Genomic DNA, 24,954 nt, shown 5'->3' with positions numbered 1-24,954 from the left:
GTTACTCCGCCTGGCCGTGCTCGCAGGCCAGGCGGTAAAACAGATTGCGACTTTCCTCAAGCTTACGTATTTCGCTCGCGTCGCTGCGGTAGATCGTTTGTACTGCCGCAATGGCGCGGTCATAGAGTTCGACGGCGCGGGCAAAATCTTTTTCCATCAGCCAGACGGTGGCGAGCTCCTGATACATCGATGACAGCATAATTTGCCGCTGCGGCGTCGGCGGCATCTGTTCGATGAGGGCAACCGCTTCCTGCAGATGCTGTTCCGTTTCGGCGCTGTTGCCGCTTTGGGCCTTAATCTGTGCGATTTGCATGATAACGTTGGCCAGAACGGCAGGATCGCGCGGGGGCTGCAGGGCTGCTACTTTTGCCTTTTGATAAAGCTCCAGCGCCTGTTCACGCTTGCCCGCCGCATTGAGTTGTTGCGCCATGTTAGACATGGTTACTGCCAGCATTTTCATTCCGTCCTCGCCCGGATTAAACAGATTTTCCAGTACCTGCTCCATGGCCTCTTTTGCCAGGGCGGGGTTAGCGGTTTTTTGCGCCAGAACGGAGAGCGTATTGTAAAAATGCGCTTTGAGTCCGGGGGGCGTATTGTCATCATCCACGCAAGGTTTAATCATCCCGGCCCACTGCGTTGCCGCCTTTTCCGCCCGACTCTGTCGTAACCAGGTGAAGATGGCGAGTGCCGCGGGCAGGTAGCTTTGCATCGCCATCGCGTCCGGGGCGCGCCACTCAAACGCCTGTTCAAACCGGGGGTCAAGGCGACGCCCATCGTAGATGCCGCTCAATTGCCAGACCGTGCGTAACAGTGCTGGATCAATCTCGTGCAAACGGATCACCGCCATGACCTCAGAGAGTTCGCGTATGACCGGATCGATCTCGCCGAGCGACAGCCACTGCCAGGTTCGTTCCGCCAGCGCAAAATCGCTGCTGTCCTGGAACTCTCTGAGAATACTTTCCCGGCAGCTTTCCATTTCATCATTGCTCTGTAGTGCCTGATAGAGCGTGTTATGTAATAACCGCAGGCGACCATTGCTGTTCTGACAATACGGAGCAAGTCGCGCGAGCAGCGGCACTAACTCGCTATCCGGGACTTTCAGCGAAGGGTAAACCGCCAGAATGCGGGACAGTTCGCTATGGGTCAGCCCGCGACGAGAGGCCGCAATGGCGCAGGCGGCCCGGGTCGCCAGTTTTGGCAAACTGAAATCGCGGTCTGACGCCTGTAACACCGAGGTAAACAAGGCGCCAGGTTCTGTACAGGCCAATAGCGCGGCGAGTCTTTCCGGCAACGCTTCGTGGCGGCCATGCAGGCAGAGTTCTTCTAACACCAGATGCATAAACAGCGGATTGTTGCAGGCGGGCGCGGCCATAAGCTGTCCGGTCAGCTCCCTGGATAAAGACTTACTGACCTGGCTCAGGCTTGCCTGACAAAGCAACCCGCGCTCTTCTTGCGTCAGCGCCGGGAGCGGGTGGCATTTCCACGCGATCTTTTGCTGCTCAAGGAATGACTGCACCTCTGGCGTGGCGGTTAATACCAGCAGCACGCGTGACGGCCACTCAAGTTGCTGCAGGCGATGAATCGCAAGCTCAGGCTTATCAAACTGGTTGATGGCATCCAGAATCAGGACCAGTGTCGCCTTTTCGTTCTGGCGGAAGCGTTGCAGCCTGTCCATCACCTGCTGCCAGGCGTGATGCTCCTCGGAGGCGGGTTCTGTGCCGTCTCCCGCTTCGGCAAAAAACCAGAACAGCCGGTTACGCCAGTTGTCCAGCGTCGTGTCGCCATCCGCACCAATATAGTGGCTGAACACGCGATAGTTATCGTCCTGGCTCAGTAGTTCGCTCATTTCAAGCGGCACATAATCGTCGTCCCACGGCATCGGTGCCGGGCGGTTTTTCTCCCGCAGCGTGCTTTCTAAGTCGGCTAAAAAGGCGCTTTTACCCATCCCCGAAGGGGCGGTTATCAGCCAGGGCGCCGGGGAGATAGCCATCCAGCCCTGGTTGAGTTCGCTGATTATCTGCTGGCGAAACGCCGTGAGCGGCACATAGGCGCGGCGACGAGCGGCGGCAAACTGCGCATGTTCGTGGGTGCGCTGCTGCCAGCGATCGGGCATCTGTTGCGCTGGATAAAGCGTATCGATGGCATTGAGCAGGTAAGCCCTTACCGCCTCGCCGAATTGCTCCACGCTGTCATAGCCGTCGATAGCGATCGTCTGCGCAAAATGCTGACGCAGCCGCTGTTTCAGCAAAGCCAGTTGTTCTGTGCGCGTACTGTCCGGCGTGCCATCAGGCAGGCGATCAAACCAGACATCCTGCGGTGTCTCAGCGTTGGCCATAGCGGCGGTGACGGCTGGATCGCGCAAAAACATCTGTACGCGCGGCGTGCTGGCGGAAGAGAGGGGGACGACATCCGGCGGTGGCGCCAGAAACGCAAAGCGAATTTCCAGCTCCGTGACGCTGATATTTTCTTTCAGTGCATCGCGAATCAGCCCGGCGTAGCGCTGGTCCGGAGATTGCAGCCAGTAGGCGGCAAGATCGTCAGCCTGGGGCACCCAGCCATAACGCTCGCCAAGGAAACCGATAAAGAAGGGGGGAATGCCAAGCGACCTGCAGCGTTCAATCTCCTCAAGACAGATTTGCACCGTGCGGCCATTATGAGCCGCCTCTTCGGTTATTCCCCAGCGGAGATCGATTTCGCTGAAATTGATCATCCGCTGATAGCAGATCTGGCGGATCTCCGGGAAGACGCGGATCACCAGGTAGTGGCGTTCGGCGTCCATATCCCGAAACGTGGAGGAGAGAAATACGCGGATTTCGCGCTGCAACGTCGCCTGGGTCATAGTGCTGTTCCTTCACGAAAGCGGGGGGTTAGCCGCCAATAATTTCCACATCACGTCCGGTAGTACGCGCCACCCAACGTGCATTTTCCTGTAAGGTTTCAATACCGAGCGCATACAACGTTTCCTGCAAGTCTTCGGTATCCGGCGTCGGCGAATGGGATTCCATTTTCGCCAGCGCCGTAGAGAACAGCACCGCAGAACGTTCGTAGTCCGCAATGTCCTCTTCATAGCCAAGAAATTTCGCGTAAGCGGCGCAAAGTGCGGCGCAGGCGATCAAAAACTCCGCCAGGTGCTCGCCCGCCATATTCCAAAAATGGAGCGTATGCGCCAGGTGCTCATCGGTAAGCCCCCACAGGCTGGAGACCAGTACCCCAGACGTGATGGCGATACCGCAGATAAACAGTCCGAAGGCCATGCGTTTTGCCAGGCGATGCTTGCGCTCTTTTTTATGCACGTTTTTTTCGAAGTAATTTTTCTGATCGCGCACCCAGCTCTCTTTCACTCCGTCAATCGCGGTTTTCAGCGTACTGGCGTCGCTTTGTGGGTAAATACTCGCAGCCAGCATGGCCCGGCGTACCCAGGCGATATTGTCATGGCTGCGGCGCAGGTAATGCAGCGAAACGGCGCGCGTGATCCCGGCCTGACGCCAGACATTCTGTACACGTAGTCCCTCCGACAGCGCACGTAGCTCGGTGGCATTACGATTGGCGCGTGAACTGTGGACGCGGCTGAGCGCGACGGACAGCAGAACCAGCAGAAGCAGAGACAGGCTGAGTGAGGTAATAACCCAGTGCTCACCATCGCCCGGCACACGGTTACCCACCAGAGCCATGACGGCGGCCAGTCCAAAGATAAGGTTGTACACCTTGCGCATATCTTTCATCTCTTTATTTGCCAGCCTGTCGATATGGGCAAAGGCGGCATGACAGAGATGCGATGTACCGAGGCTGGCGTTCGCGTCATCTTCTTTAGCGACACGCGCATTAAGCTTATCGAGCCGCTCAAGGCTGCGGTACCAGGACTCTTCGCCGTGGATCGATGGCGTCTCCGGCTGGCCTTTGACTGGCAGCGGCGGATACCAGGAGACCGAAGGGGAGGTGGCGCCGTCAGCGTAGGTTCCCGCTTTGCGGCGCACGTGAATGTGGCATACCAGGCCCGTGTCCGGTACATCCAGCAGGTTGGATTGCCCCAGGTAGCGCTTGATGCCGGGCAATTTGGCATTTAACGCGGCCAGGTCGTTATCCTGAATGCGTCCTTCGCGGCGGAAGTTAACCACCTGCGCGGTGCCCCCTAAGCCCCTGGCTTTTTCGCCATCCCACAGCGCGAAAAGGATGTGACAACGTTGTGCCAGATACATGCCGGCTTTGGCATATTGCAGGTCGCGGTAGAGGGAGCCCTGCGGGTTTTGGTCCAGGGAAATCATGGGTTCAGAGCCGGGGATGACTGTGTCGATACAGTAGATACCGCCGGTTTTGTGGGCGTAATCGTAGAGCTCGCGAAATTCCGCCACCGTGGCGGCGAAGTCACGCTCGTACTCGTCTTTGGCAAAAGGCAGCACGACGTGCAGCGGTAATCTTTTTTCCATGATCACGCGGGCAAACAGGCGGTCAGCCCCTTCGGCCAGCGAAGAGAGGGCCATGACCGGTGAATGGGGGTAGCGTGCCTGAATCGCGCTGATTTCACTCTCCAGCAGGATGAGAAGTTGCTCTGTATCCTGCACATCGCGGTGCCCCGTGACGCCTAAGGTCACGGGTAAAGTTGAAAATTGAACGGGCATAGTATCGACAACAAGATGGGTGAATTTGCGTCAATATACGTTCTATTTCCCGGAGGGAAAACTACCAATATTTCGACTCATCATGTGGAAAACAGAAGGTTTTTTGTGCCGGAGGGCCGCAGCCATCGCCGCTGAAAAGATATGCCATGCTAACCAACGCCACCCACGATGCAACCCGGACACGGCATGGTGCCGTCATCCGGGAACCTGGTTTATCCCCCCAGATACATCTTCTTCACTTCCGGGTTTGCGAGCACATCCTTTGCCTCGCCGGAGAGCACTATCTTGCCGTTTTCCAGCACATAGGCCCGGTCGGCAATCCGCAGCGCCGCCGTGGCGTTTTGCTCAACCAACAAGATGGTGATGTTCTCCTCACGCAACTGGCGAATGGTGGCAAATAACTCGCCCACCACTTTTGGCGCAAGACCCAGACTCGGCTCGTCGAGCATCAATAACACCGGCTCGCTCATCAACGCGCGGGCGATGGCGAGCATCTGCTGTTCACCGCCGCTCATTGTTCCCGCCATCTGTTTACGCCGCTCTTTCAGCCGCGGAAAGAGGCTGTACATCCTGTCACGCAGATGGGGGAAATTCGCCAGATTGTTATAGGCTCCCATCCGCAGGTTCTCTTCGATGGTCAGGTTGGTGAAAATTTTTCGCCCTTCCGGAACCAGCGCCAGCCCTTTGCGTACGATGTGGTGCGTCTGACTGCGGGAGATATCCTCATTCAGAAAATTGACCGTTCCGGTGGAGCGCACCAGGTTGACGATACCATTCAGTGTCGAGGTTTTCCCCGCGCCGTTGCTGCCAATCAACGTCACAATTTCCCGGTCGTTGATCTCGATATCTACGCCTTTCAGCCCCTGAATCACGCCATAAAACACTTTTAGCTCACGGGCGCTAAGCATAATCTACGTCCCCCAGGTAGGCGGAGATCACCTCCGGATGTTGAATCGCGTCGGACATCAGTCCGCTGAATAACGGTTTGCCATATTCCAGTACCATGACGCGTTCACACAGGGCGTTCACGAACGGCATATCATGCTCAATTAACAACACGCTTAGCTGATAATCCTTACGCATGCGGAAAATCAGGCTGGCCAGATCCTCCGTCTCTTTGGGGTTCATCCCTGCGGCGGGCTCATCCAGCAAGAGCAGTTTTGGCCCCGTCGCCAGCGCGCGGGCAATCTCTACTTTGCGCTGGTTGCCATAGCTCAGGTTGGTGGCCTGCATATTGGCGTACTCGGCGATGCCGATATAATCCAGTAGCGCCATCGCCTTCGCCCGTGCGGCACGTTCGGCAGGGAAATAGCGACCAATATGCAGCGCCGCCTCCAGCAGTGAATAGTGGCTGCTGTGATCCAGCCCGACCATTACGTTTTCCAGTACGGTCATTGAGTTAAACAGGCGGATGTTCTGAAACGTACGGGCAATCCCCGCGTTCACCACCTTGTTCGGCTTCAACCCTTTGATCGATTTGCCATCCAGCAGCACGTTGCCATTGGTTGGTTTGTAGTTGGCGGTGATAACGTTAAACAGCGTGGTTTTCCCGGCGCCGTTTGGGCCAATCAGCCCGAAGATTTCGGCTTCATCAACGTGGAAACTGACGTTATCAATCGCGCGCAGGCCGCCGAACTGCATGACGACTTCCTGCACCTCAAGGATGGCTTTATTTGACGTCATGGCGGTGCCTCCCGAAGCGGACTTGCCACACTTCTTTCTTGCCAAGCAGACCTTCGCGGGCGAATAACATTATGATCAGCAACAGCAGTGAGAACACCACCATACGCAGCCCCGGATAAGAGCCCAGATCGTGGCCGAATAATGTCAGCGGCTGGTCAAGGAAACGCAGCCATTCGCCGCTTCCCACGACCACGATAGTCCCGAGCAGGGCGCCCGTGGTACTACCCAGACCGCCCAGCACGATAATGATCAGCAGCTGGAAGGTGAGCATAAAGTCGAACAATCCCGGCGCGATGGTGGTCAGCAGCGAGGCCAGCAACCCGCCACCGATGCCTTCGAAAAAGGCGCTGGTGGCAAACGCACAGGTTTTGATACGAAAGGTGTTTACCCCCATGGCGATGGCGGCGTCTTCATCATCGCGAATCGCCTTCATCATGCGGCCATACTTTGACCAGACCAGTTGCAGGATCATCCCCGATGCCGCCAGGGCGAACAGCCCGCACCAGAACAGCAGATGGGGCTGCTGCGGAATATCATTTAGCCCAATTGCGCCGTTGGTGATTTGCGGATTATTGATAGCGAGGATCTTGATAATAAAACCAAAACCCAGGGTCACAATCGCCAGATAGTCGCCGCGTACGCGGAACACGGGGAACGCGAGGCAGACCGCCAGGAAAGCGGCGCACACCCCGCTTATCAACAGCGCCGGTAAGAAACTGGTATGCAACATCAGGATAAACGGGCTTGGCGCGGCCATCTCGAACATCTCGACTTTGCTGTCGCCAGAGAGAATAAACAGCGCGGTGACATAGGCGCCCACGGCAACAAAACCGTTGGGTTCCAGTGACAACTGGCCCGTCACGCCGTTAATCAGGTTGTAGCTCACCGCCAGGATCATAAAGACAAATACGGTGCTGATAACCCGAATAATGTAATCGTTGAAAACCAGATTCATCCCGGCCAGTAGCGCAATGGCGAGCACAATAATGACCAGGTTTCGCCCCTGAGCGCCGAGAGTGGTTGAAGCGTTAAACATTAGAAGCGGCTCCTTTCCAGACGTTCGTCACCCATAATGCCCACCGGGCGGAACAACAAGACCAGAATCAAAAACATAAAGGCGAAGGCGTCTTTGTAACCTCCCAGTTCAGGGTACAGCGCGACAGCGACCACTTCGGTAAAGCCGAGAATGAACCCGCCCAGCACCGCGCCGGTGACGCTGCCAATACCACCGAGCACGGCAGCGGCAAACGCTTTCAGGCCAATCAGAACGCCCATCAAGGGATCGATAGTCGGGTAGCTGATGGAGTAAAAGACACCGCCCAGTGCGGCGAGGCTGCTGCCAAGGGCGAACACCAGCGAGATAATGCGGTTCGCATCGATGCCCATCAGGCGCACGGTATTGACGTCAAATGCCACCGCGCGGATCGCCATCCCATAACGGGTACGGTAGAGCAGCCAGAGGATCGCCAGTAGCAGGAGCACGGTGATCAGCGGCACGACCCACGCCACGTTAGTGATGATGATGTGACCAAAGGTCAGGGTGTTGTTGAACCAGTCCGGAGCAGAAAAGAAACGCGAGCTGCCGCCGAAGAGGACGTTAAACAAGTTTTCCAGGAAGAAGCTGACGCCAATGGCGGTGATCAGCATGGAGATTTTTGATGCCTGACGCAGTGGACGATAGGCCACCCGGTCGATAAACATCCCCAACAAGCCGCAAAATCCGAGCGTCAGTAAAATGGCTACCCCGAAGGGCAGCCCAATAGAAGAAAAAAGAAACAGGGTTGCAAACGCACCGACCATCATGACATCCGCATGCGCGAAGTTAATCAGGCGCAGAACCCCATACACCATGGTATAGCCAATGGCGATCAGGGCGTACATGCCGCCCAGACTCATGCCATTGACGACCTGCTGGAGAAATATGGTGCCATCCATCTAGTTTAATAACCTCTTATTACTGCTTACGGATTCACCACAGTTTTGAATGCCAGCTGACCATCTTTCACTTCGTTAATCACGGCGCTGCGAATGGCGTCGCCGTCTTTCAGGGTTAACGTACCGGTTACGCCCTGGAAGTCTTTGGTCGCGCGGATTTTCTCGTTAACGCAGACGCGATCGTGCGGATCGCTACACTGATTCATCGCATTGACGATTACGTTGTAGGCATCAGCCGCCATTGCGCCCCAGGTATGGGTGGGCGATTTGAATTTATCTTCCCAGCCTTTAATAAAGGTTTCGCCTGCAGGGGTCTGCTCTTTGGCGTTCGGTGAGTAGTAGTCGGTGGTCATGTAACCGTTCACCGCATCTTTACCCACATCAAAGAACACCGGATCCGCTGCCAGACCATCGCCGCCGACGACCGGTTTGTTTAAGCCCAACTGTTTTGCCTGCACGGCAATCAGCGCGCCTTCGGTGTAGTAAATCGGCATGTAGATCATGTCGACGTTTTTGGCTTTCACGCTGGAGAGTTGCGCTTTAAAGTCTTTGCTGCCCGCAGGCGCCTGGACTTCGATAGGAATGGTGCCGCCGTTTTTCAGGAACTGGGCGCGGAAGGCTTTGGCCAGGCCAACGGAGTAGTCGTTGCTGCTGTCAAAGACGATGGCTGCCGTTTTCGCATTCAGATCGCGTGAGGCCAGATTGGCGCCTACCACGCCCTGGAAACTGTCGGAGAAACAGACGCGGCTGACATAAGGGTGGTTACGGGTGACGCGGTCGTTGGTTGCGGTAGAGGAGACCAGCGGCGTTTTGCTGTCATCCGCAATTTTGACCATCGCCAGGGTGTTACCGGAGGTGACTTCACCGATCACCGCGTCCACTTTGTCGCTGGAGACCAGGCGCTGCATGGCGTTTGCGGCTTCGACTTTGTCACTTTTATCGTCAATCACGATAAGCTTGACGGTGTCGCCGTTTTTCAGCGTTGGGGTGATGCTCTGAATCAGTTCCAGGCCTTTCTGTGAAGGCTGACCATATCCGCTGAGCGGTCCGCTCAGGGGCAGCACCACACCGATTTTAATCTCTGCCGCCAGTGCGCTGTGCGCCCCAGCCAGGCCGGAAATCAGTACTGCCATTAAAGAGACTTTCCCACAAAAACTCTTCATTGTTACCTCACCGTCCGTCAGTTAATTGTGAATGTTGAATCATCAAACACCGCGTAACACTGAATACTGATGCGCCTGGCACCACGCGGCCGCGTCGTCTGGAATGCGCTGCATGTCGTACTGACTTCTTCCGTAAACGCGAGCCTGATATTTCCATCAGAAACGAAAGTCGGAAGAAAGAAATATTAATTAATGGCCAGGCCTTTTGATTTTCCAGAGATATTTCTGGCGGCAATTTCCATCAATAACGGATTCACCTTACATCCATTAATTGGATTTTTCTCATCCATTCTTCTTATAGATTTATCGTGTGTAATAGCACTGTTTTGGATCGCTAAAATAGTGCATTGCGCCTTATTGGTGCATGAATAGTGATGAGATCACATTGTGATAAATATTTTTATTGTCTGAGTTCAGGAAGGGGGTGGATTTAAAGATTAATATTTTCACAAGGGTTTTCTGGATTTCCTTTATCAGAATAAAACACTGCCTAATCGCAATAAACATGGTAAATAAAGCCTGTGATAGCGACAGTTGACAATAATAAAACCCTTGTTATTCTGCATAAACAGTCAGCCTTTATTTAATATTTTTCAGAAATGTTATTTCTGCGTTAATTTATTTTTAGCCTTATCCTGAGGGGGATAAATAATGAATATCCAAAAGCCCTATCTGCTTTTTCTTGGTGATGCGCATGACCAACTGGCAGCAAAAGTTGCCGATGGGATTAAACAGTGGCACCCGGAATATTGCGTGGGTCAGTACCGTATGGCGAATTGCCATGCCGATTGTCAATTAACGGATATGGATATTGATGCTGCGGTTAAAGCGGGCGCAAAAACACTGGTGGTGGGTGTGGCTAACCGTGGCGGTATTATTTCAAAAGAGTGGATTTCAGTACTGAGTGCAGCGCTGGAAAAGGGAATGGATTTAGCGGCTGGCCTGCATAATAAACTGGCCGATGTCCCCGAGTTGAAAGCGCTGGCCGACCGTTTGGGCCGCAATCTGTTTGATGTTCGCCATCCGACGCAGCAATACCCGGTTGCCAGCGGGCGCAAACGTAGTGGTAAACGCGTGCTGCCAGTGGGAACTGACTGCTCGTGCGGCAAAATGTATACCGCGCTGGCCATTGAAAAAGAGATTCTGGTGCGCGGCGGCAAAGCCACCTTTCGCGCCACCGGGCAAACCGGCATCCTGATTAGCGGTGCGGGTGTGAGCGTTGACGCAGTGGTTTCCGACTTTGTCTCCGGCGCAGTGGAAACGCTCGCCCCGGCGAACGAGGCCGATCACTGGGATGTTATTGAAGGACAGGGATCGCTGTTTCATCCCTCTTTCGCGGGCGTGACGACTGGCCTGATTCACGGCGCGCAGCCGGATGCGCTGGTGCTGTGCCATGAGCCGACCCGTACCCATATGCGTGGCGTGGACTATCCGATTCCTGACATCGCCGACTGTATGGCGCTGAACCTGAAGATGGCGCAACTGACCAACCCGGACGCCCGTTTCGTGGGGATCTCTTTGAATACCTCCGCCCTGAGCGATGTTGATGCCCTGGCGCTGATGGCCGAACTGGAAGTACGTCACGGCCTGCCGGTGGTGGATCCGTTCCGCCAGGGCGTGGGCGCGATTGTTGATAAGCTGGCGGCACTGTAATGGAGCTTGCCATCGCCCATGAACGCTGGCCATTACGCCATGCGTTCACTATCGCCAGAGGGAGTCGCACTGTAGCCGATGTGGTGAGCGTCACCCTCCAGTTGCAGGGATTTACCGGACGTGGCGAATGCCTGCCCTATGCGCGTTATGGCGAATCGGTTGCGAGCGTTATCACGCAAATCGAGCACCTGCGCCCCGCGCTGGCGGCTGGCATGACGCGTATGCAGTTGCAAAGCGCACTGCCTGCGGGGGCGGCGCGTAATGCGCTGGATTGCGCGTTCTGGGATCTGGAATGTAAGTCGTCCGGTCAGAGCATCTGGCAGCAGGCCGCGTTGCCCGCGCCACACAGTTTACATACCGCGTACACGCTGTCCCTTGATACGCCAGCGCGTATGCAGCAGATGGCGCAGGAAAACGCCTGGCGTCCGCTACTTAAACTCAAGCTTGCCGATGACGAGGACATTGCCCGTGTGAGCGCCGTGCGGGAAGGTGCGCCGCAGGCCAGACTGATTGTGGATGCTAACGAAGGCTGGGATGAGGCGATCTATCTGCGCCAGGCTCCCGAGCTGGCACGTCTTGGCGTCACGCTTATTGAACAGCCGCTCCCGGCAGGCAAAGACGCCGTGTTGGCTCAGTTGCCGCACCCGGTGCCGCTGTGTGCCGATGAATCCTGCCATGATCTTGACTCGCTTGGCGCTATCGCCGGGTGCTACGAGATGGTGAATATTAAGCTGGATAAAACCGGCGGATTAACCGAGGCGCTGCGCGTGCGGGAAGAGGCCACGCGGCTTGGCTTGCAGATCATGGTGGGTTGTATGGTCAGCACATCGTTATCGATGGCGCCCGCCGTGGTGGTGGCGCAGCAGGCGAGTGTGGTCGATCTCGACGGGCCGCTGTTGCTGGCCGAAGATCGTGAATATGGGTTGCGTTACGATGGCAGCGAACTTTTTCCTCCGACCCCGGCGTTATGGGGTTAGTGGCGTAATGATGTAAGGAGATGGACATGTCACGCACGGTTTACCTCAACGGGGAGTATGTGCCGGAAGAAGAGGCCAAAATTTCCGTTTTTGATCGTGGTTTTTTATTTGCCGACGCGGTGTATGAAGTCACGGCAGTGGTGAACGGCAAGCTGGTGGACTTCGCCGGCCATTTTGCGCGGCTCGCGCGATCCTGCCGTGAACTGGGCTTACCTCTGACGCTGGCGGAAGACGATCTGCGCGAGATCCACCAGCGCCTGATCGTGGAGAACAGGCTTACGGAAGGGGGGATCTATTTGCAACTGACGCGCGGTAACAGTGGCGATCGTGATTTTCACTTTCCGTCGTCGCAGACCCCCACCACATTGGTGTTGTTTACCCAGTCGCGTGCGGTTGTCGACCATCCTGCTGCCAGTAAGGGTATTCGCGTGGTGACCTGCCCGGATATTCGCTGGCAACGGCGGGATATTAAAACCGTGCAGTTGCTGGCGCCGTGTCTGGCAAAAGCCTGGGCCGAGGCCAACGGCGCGGATGATGCGTTTCTGGTGGAAGATGGCTTTATTACCGAAGGCAGCTCCTGCAACTGTTACATCGTGACGGCGGATAAAACTATCGTCACCCGACCGCTGAGCAATAACATTTTGCACGGTATTACCCGCAAGGCATTGTTCCGTCTGAGCGAAGAGCACGGCATTACGTTTGAAGAGCGGTTATTTACGCCAGAAGAAGCGCGCCGGGCGAGCGAAGTGTTTATCAGTTCCGCCACCACCTTTGTCTGGCCGGTGGTAAGCGTGGACGGTCAGCAAATCGGCGACGGCAAGCCGGGAGAGATTACGAAGTTGTTGCGCCGAATTTACCTTGAGATGGTGGGGTAACACTTTCTCCCTTACCCTGAGAGAAGGCGAAAACCACAGCGACATCTTTGTAACCCGTTGGCGCAGCGCGTGCAGCGAGGGGGTTGAGTCTCCGCTGAAATCGGTGAGACGAAGACCCGATGACAAGGTCAGGCCGCCAGGGATGGCGGGCTGAGGTTTGTCGAGACAGGACGTCGAGTCAAACCGACCGAAGGCAGCGGGGCGGGAGGCGAACGCAGTGCGAAGCACCGATTTCTTTGCGGGGCCGCGGGGATTGTAAAGGGGAACGCGGTGTTCCCCTTTACCCGTTCACGTGTTCGGAGGGGCCATTTCGCCATGAACATACGGTGAACGGAACCCACTTACTGAGCCGCATATTCCCATCACCCCACACAGATCTTACCCCTCAGCGAGGGTAATACTCCCACCACAGGCGATGCAATGCGTACCACTTATCGCCTGGCTCGGGAACCTTTTCCCAAGGCTTATCAATAATGTAATGCACATTTTTTACCCGGCTGAAATCCCACATTTTCGGGTGCTGCAAACCCAGCGTCTTTAGCGCGTTATACCCATAATGCAGCGGCACCCAACGATCGCGGAACACGTCGTTGAGAAAATCCTGCTCGGCAAACACATAATCGGAGATATCCGCCATGGCGGCCAGTTGCGTCACCATCCTGTCGTACACATCCTTATCAGGCGTCAACAACAGAAACCCGCCGTTAAGATAGTTATCCAGCGTGGCCGGCGGGTGCGCTGTCATCTGCGGGTCTTCACACCAGGTGTAATAGCAGTTTTCAGGCTGCCAGCTTTCCGGGTAGCTGGCGATACGGTTGGGATTACACCGACAGGCGTGGCAGGCGGCAATAAAACCTGTCGGAAGCGGTAACTCGAACAATTCATCCATGTTCTGCACCACCAGCATGTCGGCGTCGAGAAACGCCACGCGCTGATATTCCTCAAGCGTCCATACCGCCAGTTTGCTCCACACCTCAGCAAAACGGGCATTGGCGTAGCGGTGCGCCAGCGCGGGATCGGGACCAAGAATCGGCACCTCCCGAATCACGCATCCGGCGTCGCTCAACGACCTGCGTGTTCCGGCGTCAATGGCAGGCGTCACCATCACCACCAGCGGCCACGGTGAACCACTTTTTTGCAGCGAGTGGCGCAGTGCCTCCACGCCCGGTACGTAGCCGGGCTGGGTGAGCAGCGTCACCCAGGCGAACGCGGCGCTCATGACAGCAGCTCCGCCATAAAATCATTGAGGAATTTCCCCTCAGGATCGAGCGTCCGGCGCACCTCCCTGAAAGCGGGTAACTGCGGGTAGAGCGTCGGCCAGTCGTACAAACTGGCGTCGAAATATTTCCCCCAGTGCGGCTTCCCGCCCTCGCTTGCCAGAAGTGTTTCGACCCCGCGCAAAAAGGAGAGCCCCTCTTCGGACAGTGAGCCATCCTCGGCGTAATAGACCACAAAACCGAAAAAACAGGTGGGTTGCTGCCAGGATGGACTCAGCCAGGCATCTGATGGCCCGGTACAGCGCAAAATGATCGGGTAATGCATATGGGGCTGTTCGCGGGCGTGCCACTCCCGGATCCGCGTAATCAGGGCGGGGGCGCGGTCCATCGGTACGCCGATCTCGATATTGATCTGCGGCGTGGCGATCCCACGACAGAACACCTGATAGATATCGCCAATCACGTCGGAGAAATCTTTAAAGCGCGTCACAGTCCGAAACGGCTTGCCGTTTTCATCCACGATACGGGTGTCGTTGCGCATATGGTGCAGGGTATTTTCCACTGCGGAATTCATCTGATCGCTGGTCTCTTCCAGCGTCAGCAGATCACCATGGTTATCCCGCCAGGCCTGACGCTCATGGTCATGCGCTTCCCGGGCATTCCATGCGTGGACTTTGTTTTCCTCCACAAACCACCAGGCTTTACTGAATGTCCATTGCTGATTCCAGGCAATCAAATCCTGTTCTAGCGTATCGGCGCTGTGCGCGCTTTTAAAACAGGTAAATTGGGTGTAAGGGCGGGTGCGGAGTGTGACGGCGCTGATAGCGCCCAGCGTTCCCAGCCCCAGTTGCGCCGCGGCAAACCAGGGATGCTGATTATCCAGCGTATGAATCTGGCCCGCCGCATCAATCAGCCGGATAGCAAGCGCTTCATCCGCCAGCGAACTTTGCTGCATACCCTGGCCATGCGTGCCGGTCGAGATCGCGCCGGCGAGCGTCTGGGAGGCAATCACTCCCGGCGACGCGTTGAGCATACGGTTCATGGAGGTCAGGATTTCATACACCTCATGCAGCGGGGTACCACCGGCAAAGGTGACGCTGTCGTCACTCACCGCCAGCAGACCCCGCAGACGGGAGAGATCGATCAGGCTATCCTGCGGCTGAGTTATCGCGAGCATTCTGCCCGGAGACATACGACTGCCCATGATGCGTACCCGTCCCTGACAACGGGCGATAGCCTGTTGCAACTGCGCTTCATTTTCTGGCGTGATAACCGCGCTTTCTTGTGCCAGCGTGGCGTTTTGTGCCCAGTTCAAAACAGCGTGCTCATCTGCAACGGGATGCGTCTGGCGGCGTGGGAAAAGCGGTTGCCGGGTGGTCATTGGCGTCTCCTTAGAATGAAATTTATCCTACCTAACAGCATAGCCTGTTGTGTAAAAGTGTGAGGAATGTCTCGCTTGCTCTGATAAAGGAGCGGTACTACGGGCAGGCGAAAAGCACAGAGAAGGGGGCGGGGATTAAGGATTATTTTTCATTATTAATATTAATAACCCTTATTTTTCGCTTAATAAGAAAACGATTCTTAAGGCAAGTTAAAATATTTATAAGTTTGCACTATGTCTAATTAATTCAGACAGATGTTAATATCGTAAAACGATAGTGCCAGATATAAGAACCTGTTATTATGGCCTATGCACAATATCATTGGTGCATTTTCACAGCGAAAAACTGTAGGGATTATAATTTAATCCCCGGCTTTCTGAATTGATGACGGGAAACCCGAGCCAGGACGACATTAAGGTGACGCAGTGACAATAAAAAAATTGGCTGCAATATTAGGCCTATCTCATACCACGGTATCACGGGCATTAAACGATCATCCCGCCATTAGCCAGGCCACAAAAGAGAGCGTGTTACGGGCTGCGCGAGAATATGGTTATATTCCCAATAGCGCCGCGCGCGCGTTGCGTAATGCCAGTACTGGCGCATTTGGTCTGGTGATCCCGGATATTCAGAACGATTTTTTTATTACCGTCACGAATGCCATTGCGCACGTGGCCGCTGAACGCTCCTGGCAGATGATGCTGGGCATTACCAGCGACAAGCCGGAGATGGAGCATACCGCGCTGTTGCGTTTGATGACTGCCCGCGTGGACGGCATTATTTTCGCGCCGACAGCCAACCCGCTCCCGGAAACGCAAGAGCTGATTACCCGCACGAATGCCGTCCAGTTGCTGCGTAAACACCGCAGCCTGCAGGCGCCAGTTATCGCGATTGACGATCGCCACGGCATTTCGCTGGCGGTAAAACACTTGCGTGAACTTGGCCACCAGCGTATCGGCTATATTGGCTCCTCCGAAGAGCTGAGCACCGGCTACGAGCGTTTACAGGGCTTTTTGCAATGCTTCACGCCGACAGAACAAGCGGCGCTGCAGGCGCTTATCCATGTCGGCCCACCGCAGGCCGGGTTTGGCGGTGACGCTTTCAGGCGCATCATGGCCGCTGACATGCCGCCTACCGCCCTGGTGCTCGGCAGTCCACGTTACGCCATGAGCATCTTGCTGGCCGCGAAAGAGAAAAATATCCGCATCCCCGACGATCTTTCGCTGGTGGCCTATGGCGATGTCTCCTGGAGCAGTTTACTGGAGATGAAACTGACTTATATTTCGCTGCCGGAAAAACAGATTGCTGATGCCTGTGTTGCCATTATTGAGCGCCTGATGAACCAGGATCAGACGCTCACCCCGGAGGCCTTTTATGCCTCTACCGAGAGCCAGATTTTTACCCCATTGCTGGTGGCTGGCGACTCCACAAAAGCGTTGATCGCCCGTCGCTAAAAGAAAAAACCGGATGGGGCTGTTGCGCGCATCCGGAAAAGAAAAACCCAGGTTACTACAAGTGCTTCGGGAAACTATCTGAATGTCGCCAGCAACAGCTCCGCGCCTTTGGTCAATAGCCCCTGGTCAGAACCAATGGCGATCATCTGAAAGCCAAGCTCGATATAACGGCGGGTTTGTGCTTCATCCGTACACAGAATGCCGACGGCTTTCCCGGCCGCTTTGATGCGCCTGCCGGTATCTTCAATCACGTTAATGACGTCCGGGTGCATCGGCTGACCAATATAACCGAGGCTGGCAGCAAGATCGCCGGGGCCGATAAAGAAGGCGTCAACGCCGTCAATCGCCGCCATTGCCTCAATATTTTCCAGCGCCAGGGTGGTTTCCGGCATCACGATAAGACAAATTTCTTCCTCGCAGGTGGTGGCGTAGTTTTTAATCCGACCAAAGCCGGACGCGCGCGGTGCGCCACAGTAGCCGCGCACGCCGTGAGGCGGATAGCGTACTGCGGAGACCAGCGCTTTTGCCTGCTCGACGGTATCTACCTGGGGCACCATCAGGGTATTTACCCCCGCATCCAGATAACGCTTAATCAACGAAATATCGTGGTTGGGAATGCGTACGATGGGTTGAGTGGGTCCGCCAGCCGCGCAGGCCTGCAACTGCGTGTAAATTTCGATGTATTCACTCGGGCCATGTTCCGCATCGAGTCCGATAAAGTCATAACCACAGTCGGAGAGGATCTCAGCGGCGATATAGCTGCCCAACTGGGTCCAGAGGCCCAACTGTACGGTGTTATTTTTAATGGCATGCTTGAAATGATTTTTCTGCAGTTCCATCACGGCCTCCTTTAAGCCTGCGGGGATCCCTTATTCGGCAAAGCGGGTGCTGATAAGGCCCACTCCGGTAATTTCCGCATCAAAGGCATCACCCGGTTTGGCGGACACCGCCGGACCGATAGCGCCAGTGATAACAAACTCGCCGGCGCGCAGCGGCTTACCCATGCGCACCAGGTCATCAGCCAGCCATTTCAGCGCATGCAGAGGATGGCCGAGAATGGCCGTCGCTTTGCCTTGTGAGACCACTTCTCCTGCGCGTTTAGTGACCATTTCGCTGCGTGCGATATCGCAGTCGGAGAGGTACACCGGTTTGGTGCCAAGAACTACCAGGCACGCGGCGGCGTTATCTGCGACGAAGTCACAGGACTTCACGTTCCACCCAATGACACGGCTGTCGCAAATCTCAAACGCTGGCAGGATGTAATCCACGGCGTTGATGATGTCGAGAATGGTGTGCTCGGTTTGCGTCAGGTCTTTTTTCAGGACGACGGCAATCTCGGTTTCTACGCGCAGATCGCTGACGACCGGTTTAGTGATTTCCGCGCCGTCGATCAGCACCATGTCGGCGTAAATGTTGCCGTAACACGGGTCTGAAATGCCGAACTGCTTCTGCACGGCTTTGTTGGTTAAGCCCAGTTTACGTCCGACCCGGCGGCGACCCTGCGCCTGCCAGATTTTATCGTTGTAGTCCTGAATCATGTAGGCTGTCGTCAGATTTTCACTGTCGACAAGGTCGCGAATAGGGTCGCCCGCTTCGTTGTTATCCCAGGCCTGGCGCAGCAAATCCGCTGCCTTGATAATGTTATTTTCCATTGTTCTTTCTCTAATTATCGCTTTGGTTTATGTGGGGTTGTCAGTCACCCACGCGGTTCTGCGGTTGTCCGGCCAGAAAGGCTTTTACGTTATCAACGGTGGTCGCCAGAATACGCCCGCGCGCTTCCACTGAGGCCCAGGCAATGTGTGGGGTAATAATGCAATTCTTCGCGGTCAGCATTGGGTTCTCAGGCACCGGCGGTTCTTTGGAGAGAACGTCGACGGCGGCACCGGCAATCACGCCGTTATTGAGCGCGTCGGCAAGGTCCGCTTCGTTAACCAGATCGCCGCGTGAGGCGTTAAGCAGCAGGGCGGATTTCTTCATTTTGCGCAGGGATTCTGCGTTGATCATGCCCTGTGTTTTGGGCGTCAGTAAGCAGTGCAGGCTGATAACATCGGCTTCGGCGTAAAGGGTATCGAGGTCGACATAGCGGACGCGGTCGTTTTCCAGCGCTGTGTTCCGGTATTCGTCATAAGCCAGTACATTCATACCCAACGCCTGTGCCACGGCGCCGAACGCCTGACCAATGCGGCCATAGCCGATAATGCCCACGTTTTTGCCTGTCACTTCGAGCATCGGTTTCAGCCAGTAGCAGAAGTCTGGTTTTTTACCCCAGCCGCCGGCGTGGACATCATTGTTGTGCAGACCAACCTGGTTGCAGAGTTCCAGCATCAACGCGGTCGTAAATTGCGCGACGGTAGAGGTTCCGTACGTCGGGACATTGGATACCGTCACGCCGTGGTTTTTTGCCGCTGCGAGGTCAATAACGTTATAACCGGTCGCCGTAACGCCGATAAATTTCAGGTTCGGACACTGGCTGAATTCCTTTTCGCCTAAAACAACTTTGTTGATAATTGCAATTTCCGCATCGCCGATTCGTTTAACCACTTCTTCCGCAGCCGAATTGTCATAAACGGATATTTCACCCAGTTGCGAAAGCGCATCCCACGACAAATCGCCAGGATTAAGTACGCCACCATCTAAAATAACAATTTTCATACATTACCTTTTCCAGTTTATTTTCAGCAGTACACCAACTTAATCGATGTACTGCTGTTTGGTCAGCAATTAATGTAATTCTTTGGTCTGATTAATGGCTGTTTGTTTATGGTCGAGGGTTAATACCGCCAACAAACTTAATACAGCGTTAAATCCAAGCCAGACGCCCACCATCGCATTACTGTTAAAGGTGTGGTTAAGCCAGGTACAAATTGCCGGCGTCAGGCCACCCAGTACGGCGGCGGCCACCGCCTGAGCAAAAGAATAACCCGCCGTACGCGCATGTGCCGGTACCAGTTCAACCATCGCGGCAACCTGTACGGAGCTGTAGCAGGCATACATGAACGAGAACCAGAGCTCAAAGACGACGAATTTCAACACCGTCGGGTCAGCCGCCAGCCACGAGAGCATCGGCCATGCGGTGAGCGCACCGGTCAGCGTCACCACAATCAGCATGGTTTTTCTGTTGACCCGGTCAGCGATCATCGCCGTGATCGGCAGCCAGAACAGGATTGACAGGCCCACAAAGAACAGCGTGATAAAGCCAACGTTTTCACCCAGATTCAGGCTTTTAATAAAGGTGGGAGCATAGGTGGTGACCGTTTGCGCGGTGACGGTTGCCATCGCTACCATCCCCATGCAGACCACAATGGTTCGCCATCCGGTGACCAGACTGGCGCAAATCTCTTTAACGGTCGGTGTGGTTTTCTTCTTCGCGAAAACGTCGGTTTCTTGCAGGTTAGAACGCAGCCAGAACATCAGCGGGATTACCGCGCAGCCAATCAATAACGGAACGCGCCAGCCCCAGTCGTGGAGATCTTCGGTGGACATATTGTACAGCAGTACCAGGCCGATAATAGACGCAGCCATGACCGCAAACTGCTGCGAACCCACCTGCCAGCAGGTATAGAATGCCCGGCGATTCGGTGGCGATATTTCTGCCAGATAGACAACAACGCCACCCAGTTCCGCCCCCGCTGAGAAACCTTGTAGCAAGCGACCGAGAATGACGATGATCGGTGCGGCTATGCCGATTGAGGCATAGGTCGGCGTCATGGCGACGCACAAAATACCGATCGACATCAGGGTCAGGGCCATAATTAACCCTTTCCGACGACCGTGACGATCGGTGTAAGCCCCGAGAATAATGGCTCCAAACGGACGGGCGAAGAAACCTAACGCGAATGTCATCAGCGTGAGCATTAATGACACATATTCATTATCTGACGGAAAGTAAGCCTGCGAAATATAACGCGCATAATAGCCGTAGACCATAAAATCGTATATTTCGAGAGCGTTCCCGGCACCCACCTGAACAATGGGCTTAATCTGCATTTTCTTTCTGGCTGCAGGCAAAGCCTCGCCGCTGTAATCGGTCATTTGAATCTCCTGAAATTATATATCGACAATTTGGAAAAACTCATACAACCAGAACAGACATCGAAAATTCAGGTCAATGCGTAGGGCCCGGAGATAACGCCTGTTCAGCTAATCGGAATAAAATTAAAAAATTATTTATGATCTAATGCGGCTATGCCGAAAAATCCCAGAGCATGCGTGTCTTCCAGTCGAATAGCTTCATTCCATTTTGAGGTTCGCTCTGAGCGGGTCATTGAGCCCACTTTTAATTGCCCCGCATTTAAACCTAATGCGAGGTGGACAATAATATTATCTTCAGTTTCACCTGAGCGCGCGGAGACAATTGATCCATATCCTGCTTTTTGTGCTTCGGCAAAAGCATTACGCAATTGGGTAATAGTGCCAGCCTGGTTGGCTTTTAATAACACGGCGTTACAGGCGCCCATTTCTGCTGCCGCTTTTACGCGCTCGCCATTTGTCACGAAATAATCATCGCCGACAATTTGTACGCGAGAACCTGCGGCTTTCGTAAAGGCGATAAGCCCTTTTTCATCATCTTCTGCCAGCGGATCTTCAATAGAGCGGATCGGATAACGATCCAGCCAGCCGAGCAATAATTCGCACATGCCATCGGAGTCATATTCCGAAGATTCCAGCGCCAGTCGGTAGCGACCCTGTTTACCAAATTCAGACGAGGCGATATCCAGCGCGATAGAGACATCCTGACCCGGTATATAGCCCGCGCCTTCAATCGCTTTCACCAGAGTGTCCAACGCCTGCTCATTGCTGTTGAACTCTGGCCACCAGCCGCCTTCATCCGCCACGCCGCTTAAATGACCCCGTTGTTTCATGATACGGCCCGCGCTGTGATACACCTCAGCGGTCATCACCAGCGCTTCTTCAAAGGATTTCGCCCCGTTGGCGATAACCATCAAATCCTGGATATCAATACGACGCCCGGCGTGGGCGCCGCCGCCGAAAATCTGAATTTGCGGCAGCGGCATCGCCACTTTCTGCTCGCCTGCCAGATATTTCCACAGCGGCAGATGGGCATTGTTTGCGGCGGCATAGATTGCCGCCATGGAACAGGCGACCGAGGCGTTTCCCCCCAGGCGGGAGAAGGTGCCCGTGCCGTCCAGTTCAATCAGAATGCTGTCGATCAGTTTCTGATCGTTGATATCCGTACCGATAAGCGCCGGGGCAATTTCATGTTGAATGTTATGCAGCGCTTTCTGCACATCTTTGCCGGAAAGGACGCTGCCGCCATCGCGCAGTTCCACCGCTTCGTGCATCCCGCAAGAGGCCCCCGCGGGAGCCATACCGCGACCGAACAGACCATTTTCCAGATGAACTTCAACCTCAACTGTCGGCCAGCCGCGGGAATCCCATACACGACGACCTATCACATTTTTAATGCGACTCATAACCCGTTCTCCTTCCTCCAGAATGAGGTAATGTCTTTTAATTGCCTGAATTGACGTTCCAGTAATGCGCAACTTATGCGACGTACGTTATGCGCGTTCTGATCCTGTATATATTCCGCCGGTGATTTGCCGTCGACGCGGGCCAGAATTAAACAGGGCAGTAGCGCTGCGACACGGGTTTCATATTCCCCGACAGGTTCCCAGGTGATGTGGTCAAAATAACGTTGGTACATTGCATCAAAGGCGAGCATGAGTTTTTGCTGCGCCTCCTGAGACCCGGCAATAACGGTTTTCAGCAAGAAGTGATTTAAGCAAAAAGCTAAATCAAATGCCGGGTCGCCATACCATGCACATTCCGCGTCAAGAATGACCGGGCCTGCGGGACCGCGTAAGATATTTTTCGGGCTGATGTCACCGTGAACCAAAGCCAGTCGGGTGGATTGTGTTCTGTGTAATACCGTCAAAATAACGTCAGCATATTTCGGGTGAACGCGAGCTATTTCCCCAAGATAGGGATCCAGACGCAGTGAAAAGAAGTTATCGTCATAGGCGAATGTTTTTGCCAGTGTTTCGTTTTTCGCGGTTTTCTGATGAATTTCGCCTAATACATTGCCCAGTTGCGCGGCAAAACCGATATCTATTTGCCCGTTTAATAACTGTGATTTCCAGTTATGAAATTGTTCAGCAGGCAGATAATCCATCGCAAAACAGAGGGTGGTACGGTCGATGCCTGTTATATGTGGAACGGAGTGCGGTGCAATGCCCGCGACGGTTTGCATCCAGTCTATTTCGGCAAATACGCGTTCAAGCGGTGCATGCCATTCTTTGGCCACTTTCAATTTCGGCAGCGCCTGTTTCAGGCAAAACTGCCGTTCCCCGGCGTTAATTTTCAAAATATTGGAGGAAACGCCGCCCGTAAGTGGGCTGACGCGCAGGGCATCCTCAGCATTGAGGAGCCCCATTGTTTGCAACACATCGCGTATTGCATCCTGATTGATAGAAAGATCTTTGAAACACGTGTCCATGCATCACCCATGATTGATGTGTTTACGTAACTGTTTCTGACGCGTAAAAAACAGGAAAACATTCTTTTTGGCGAAAGTAACCGTAACGCGTCTGGCGCTGCTTCTTTACCGCTAAAGGCTACCTGTCATGGCGAATAAAATATGCCTGGATAAATGCAGGTCGTCCTGAATTTAGCATTTTCAATCATAATGCATTTATTTATGCACACGTGTGCATAAGAGTCAATCAACCGACGAGGTAATTATGTTGATGCGTCTCTCATTTATTTTTTAACGAATGCAACTTACTGTTTTGTTTGTCTTTTTGTGAGTGTGATCTTGATCGTAATTATCAGAAATAAGGTTTTTACGCCGTTTCGCATCCTGAATATCGGTACCTGAGCGGGAGCATGTGGACAGGGTTTTAACAGTCTCAGCTATATAAGGAATTACTTTTATTTTTTTAAAAGCTATGTTTGTGGGGGGAGATAATGATAATGAAAGGGACCATCAGGAAACTGACTGCGGCATAAAGGCGGAGAGCCGCAGTGCAGAGCAGGTTGTAGGGCTACTTCGCAATAATCGAGATATGGCCATTGCGTTCAAGAATAGCGTATTTAATATCATCAAGCTTATCAATGCCCTGATTATTGCGTGCGGAGACCATGATGTCATCATAGGTAATATCAGCCTCCTTCATTTTACCGTGTAACATCTGACCATGTTCCACCAGAATAACCGGGGCACCGTCGATCAGGTCTTCGGCGTTATTGATATATTTTTTGATATAGCCGAACAGGATGTCTACCGTCACCAGGGTGATGATAGTGAGCGCAGCGCCAGTGACGGAAAAATCATTTCCCAGCAGCGCCTGTTGTGTGGCCTCGCTGATGATCAGCAGCAGGATAAGATCAAAAGAGGTCATTTGTAATAGCGCCCGGCGTCCGGCGATTTTAAAGACCACCATTAACACCAGATAGATGGCGATTGCCCGCAATACCATTTCCATTGTCTCGCCCTCAGGGATAGATAAATTGCCAGATGCCGGTGCTGGATACGCCTTCCACACCAATTTGCGACGTTGCGCGGCCCGGAAGCTGCGGGGTCAGCCCCAGCCAGAGATCGAAGTCTTCTCCCGGATGCGCGTGGGAATATTCCAGACGCAGTATCCCGTTTCGGCTGGAGACCTGGTCAGGCTGCGGCTGTAGGGTACGTATCTCATACTGCTGCATAAAATCGCCACCCAGCGTAATGACGAGCTGCTCATGCTTTGGCGCTCTGACGGTAATGGCCAGCGCCATATCGCTTTGTAAACGTCCGAATCGCTCGTAATGAATCAGCAGTTGTTTATCGCCGGTTTCCTGCGTCCTGTCGCTTAAAAAACCATGGGAAAACAGGCCCGCAAGGGCGCTGATGACAATCAAAAAAAGCAAATAAGCGCCATATTGCTGTATCCGGGATTCGAATCTCAGCCAGCGCGGGTTCTCTCTCACAGGATGATGACGGGGATCAGGTGCGGTCTCTTTCACCTTGGAGTCTCCACAAACGCAGAATGCACAC

The 24,954-nt window shown here is 54.3% G+C and carries 21 protein-coding genes; 4 read left to right on the top strand and 17 right to left on the bottom strand.

Features of this window, described 5'->3' with window-relative positions:
* Position 1 precedes the first annotated feature (1 nt).
* The 7 genes from AB182_RS20290 to AB182_RS20260 form a co-directional block, all read right to left on the bottom strand.
* Positions 2-2,839: a DUF4062 domain-containing protein gene (locus AB182_RS20290; protein WP_047371675.1), complete on the bottom strand. Its 2,838-nt coding sequence runs from the start codon at positions 2,837-2,839 to the stop codon at positions 2-4.
* Positions 2,840-2,867: 28 nt separating this feature from the next.
* Positions 2,868-4,616 carry a hypothetical protein gene (locus AB182_RS20285; protein WP_139153719.1) on the bottom strand — a complete coding sequence of 583 codons (1,749 nt, stop codon included), beginning with the start codon at positions 4,614-4,616 and terminating at the stop codon, positions 2,868-2,870.
* A 212-nt stretch (positions 4,617-4,828) separates the two neighbouring features.
* Positions 4,829-5,524, bottom strand: a complete 696-nt coding sequence (locus AB182_RS20280; protein WP_047371673.1) for an ABC transporter ATP-binding protein — start codon at positions 5,522-5,524, stop codon at positions 4,829-4,831.
* Positions 5,517-6,299, bottom strand: a complete 783-nt coding sequence (locus tag AB182_RS20275; RefSeq protein WP_047371672.1) for an ABC transporter ATP-binding protein — start codon at positions 6,297-6,299, stop codon at positions 5,517-5,519. Before AB182_RS20275 ends, AB182_RS20280 begins: the two co-directional genes overlap by 8 nt.
* Positions 6,286-7,335, bottom strand: coding sequence for a branched-chain amino acid ABC transporter permease (locus tag AB182_RS20270; protein WP_047371671.1), 1,050 nt, complete (start codon positions 7,333-7,335; stop codon positions 6,286-6,288). Before AB182_RS20270 ends, AB182_RS20275 begins: the two co-directional genes overlap by 14 nt.
* Complete coding sequence (locus AB182_RS20265; RefSeq protein WP_047371670.1) at positions 7,335-8,234, bottom strand: branched-chain amino acid ABC transporter permease; 900 nt, start codon at positions 8,232-8,234, stop codon at positions 7,335-7,337. Before AB182_RS20265 ends, AB182_RS20270 begins: the two co-directional genes overlap by 1 nt.
* 26 nt (positions 8,235-8,260) lie before the next feature.
* Complete coding sequence (locus tag AB182_RS20260; protein WP_047371669.1) at positions 8,261-9,397, bottom strand: ABC transporter substrate-binding protein; 1,137 nt, start codon at positions 9,395-9,397, stop codon at positions 8,261-8,263.
* A gap of 651 nt (positions 9,398-10,048) precedes the next feature.
* Between AB182_RS20260 and dgcN the strand changes: the two genes are divergently transcribed.
* The 3 genes from dgcN to AB182_RS20245 are packed head-to-tail and all read left to right on the top strand — an operon-like array spanning position 10,049 to position 12,902.
* Positions 10,049-11,050: an N-acetyltransferase DgcN gene (dgcN, locus tag AB182_RS20255; protein ID WP_047371668.1), complete on the top strand. Its 1,002-nt coding sequence runs from the start codon at positions 10,049-10,051 to the stop codon at positions 11,048-11,050.
* Positions 11,050-12,027, top strand: a complete 978-nt coding sequence (gene dgcA, locus AB182_RS20250) for an N-acetyl-D-Glu racemase DgcA (protein ID WP_047371667.1) — start codon at positions 11,050-11,052, stop codon at positions 12,025-12,027. Before dgcN ends, dgcA begins: the two co-directional genes overlap by 1 nt.
* A gap of 26 nt (positions 12,028-12,053) precedes the next feature.
* Positions 12,054-12,902 (top strand): D-amino-acid transaminase, encoded by an 849-nt coding sequence (locus AB182_RS20245; protein ID WP_047371666.1) that lies wholly within the window; start codon positions 12,054-12,056, stop codon positions 12,900-12,902.
* 385 nt (positions 12,903-13,287) lie between these two features.
* On the opposite strand, the gene AB182_RS20240 is transcribed toward AB182_RS20245, so the two are convergent.
* Together AB182_RS20240 and AB182_RS20235 are read right to left on the bottom strand one after the other, a co-directional pair.
* Positions 13,288-14,121, bottom strand: a complete 834-nt coding sequence (locus AB182_RS20240) for a glycosyltransferase family 8 protein (protein ID WP_047371665.1) — start codon at positions 14,119-14,121, stop codon at positions 13,288-13,290.
* The gene (locus tag AB182_RS20235; protein ID WP_047371664.1) at positions 14,118-15,500 is read right to left on the bottom strand and encodes a D-arabinono-1,4-lactone oxidase; all 1,383 of its coding nucleotides are present in this window, start codon (positions 15,498-15,500) and stop codon (positions 14,118-14,120) included. Before AB182_RS20235 ends, AB182_RS20240 begins: the two co-directional genes overlap by 4 nt.
* 426 nt (positions 15,501-15,926) lie before the next feature.
* Between AB182_RS20235 and AB182_RS20230 the strand changes: the two genes are divergently transcribed.
* Entirely contained in the window at positions 15,927-16,955 is a 1,029-nt protein-coding gene (locus AB182_RS20230) for a LacI family DNA-binding transcriptional regulator (protein WP_047371663.1), read from the top strand.
* A gap of 74 nt (positions 16,956-17,029) precedes the next feature.
* Here the strand turns inward: AB182_RS20230 and AB182_RS20225 are convergent, their stop codons facing one another.
* The 8 genes from AB182_RS20225 to AB182_RS20190 form a co-directional block, all read right to left on the bottom strand.
* On the bottom strand, positions 17,030-17,794 hold the full coding sequence (locus tag AB182_RS20225; protein WP_047371662.1) for an HpcH/HpaI aldolase family protein: 765 nt from the start codon (positions 17,792-17,794) through the stop codon (positions 17,030-17,032).
* Between the two features lie 30 nt (positions 17,795-17,824).
* A complete protein-coding gene (locus AB182_RS20220) occupies positions 17,825-18,607 on the bottom strand; it encodes a 2-keto-4-pentenoate hydratase (protein WP_047371661.1) in 783 nt (260 codons plus the stop codon).
* A gap of 40 nt (positions 18,608-18,647) precedes the next feature.
* The gene (locus AB182_RS20215) at positions 18,648-19,607 is read right to left on the bottom strand and encodes a D-2-hydroxyacid dehydrogenase (protein WP_047371660.1); all 960 of its coding nucleotides are present in this window, start codon (positions 19,605-19,607) and stop codon (positions 18,648-18,650) included.
* Positions 19,608-19,676: 69 nt separating this feature from the next.
* Entirely contained in the window at positions 19,677-20,987 is a 1,311-nt protein-coding gene (gene tcuC, locus AB182_RS20210; protein ID WP_047371659.1) for a tricarballylate/proton symporter TcuC, read from the bottom strand.
* 131 nt (positions 20,988-21,118) lie between these two features.
* Positions 21,119-22,390 carry a phosphopyruvate hydratase gene (eno, locus tag AB182_RS20205; protein ID WP_047371658.1) on the bottom strand — a complete coding sequence of 424 codons (1,272 nt, stop codon included), beginning with the start codon at positions 22,388-22,390 and terminating at the stop codon, positions 21,119-21,121.
* Positions 22,387-23,415: a phosphotransferase family protein gene (locus AB182_RS20200; protein ID WP_052958891.1), complete on the bottom strand. Its 1,029-nt coding sequence runs from the start codon at positions 23,413-23,415 to the stop codon at positions 22,387-22,389. The genes eno and AB182_RS20200 overlap by 4 nt, the downstream gene beginning before the upstream one ends.
* A 547-nt stretch (positions 23,416-23,962) precedes the next feature.
* The gene (locus AB182_RS20195; protein ID WP_047371657.1) at positions 23,963-24,403 is read right to left on the bottom strand and encodes a DUF421 domain-containing protein; all 441 of its coding nucleotides are present in this window, start codon (positions 24,401-24,403) and stop codon (positions 23,963-23,965) included.
* Positions 24,404-24,413: 10 nt separating this feature from the next.
* On the bottom strand, positions 24,414-24,923 hold the full coding sequence (locus tag AB182_RS20190) for a hypothetical protein (protein WP_047371656.1): 510 nt from the start codon (positions 24,921-24,923) through the stop codon (positions 24,414-24,416).
* Between the last annotated feature and the right edge of the window lie 31 nt (positions 24,924-24,954).

It is taken from the genome of Phytobacter ursingii (assembly GCF_001022135.1).
GTDB lineage: Bacteria > Pseudomonadota > Gammaproteobacteria > Enterobacterales > Enterobacteriaceae > Phytobacter > Phytobacter ursingii.
Note: the sequence above shows the minus strand (reverse complement) of the source record. Positions and strands in the feature narration are given on the sequence as shown.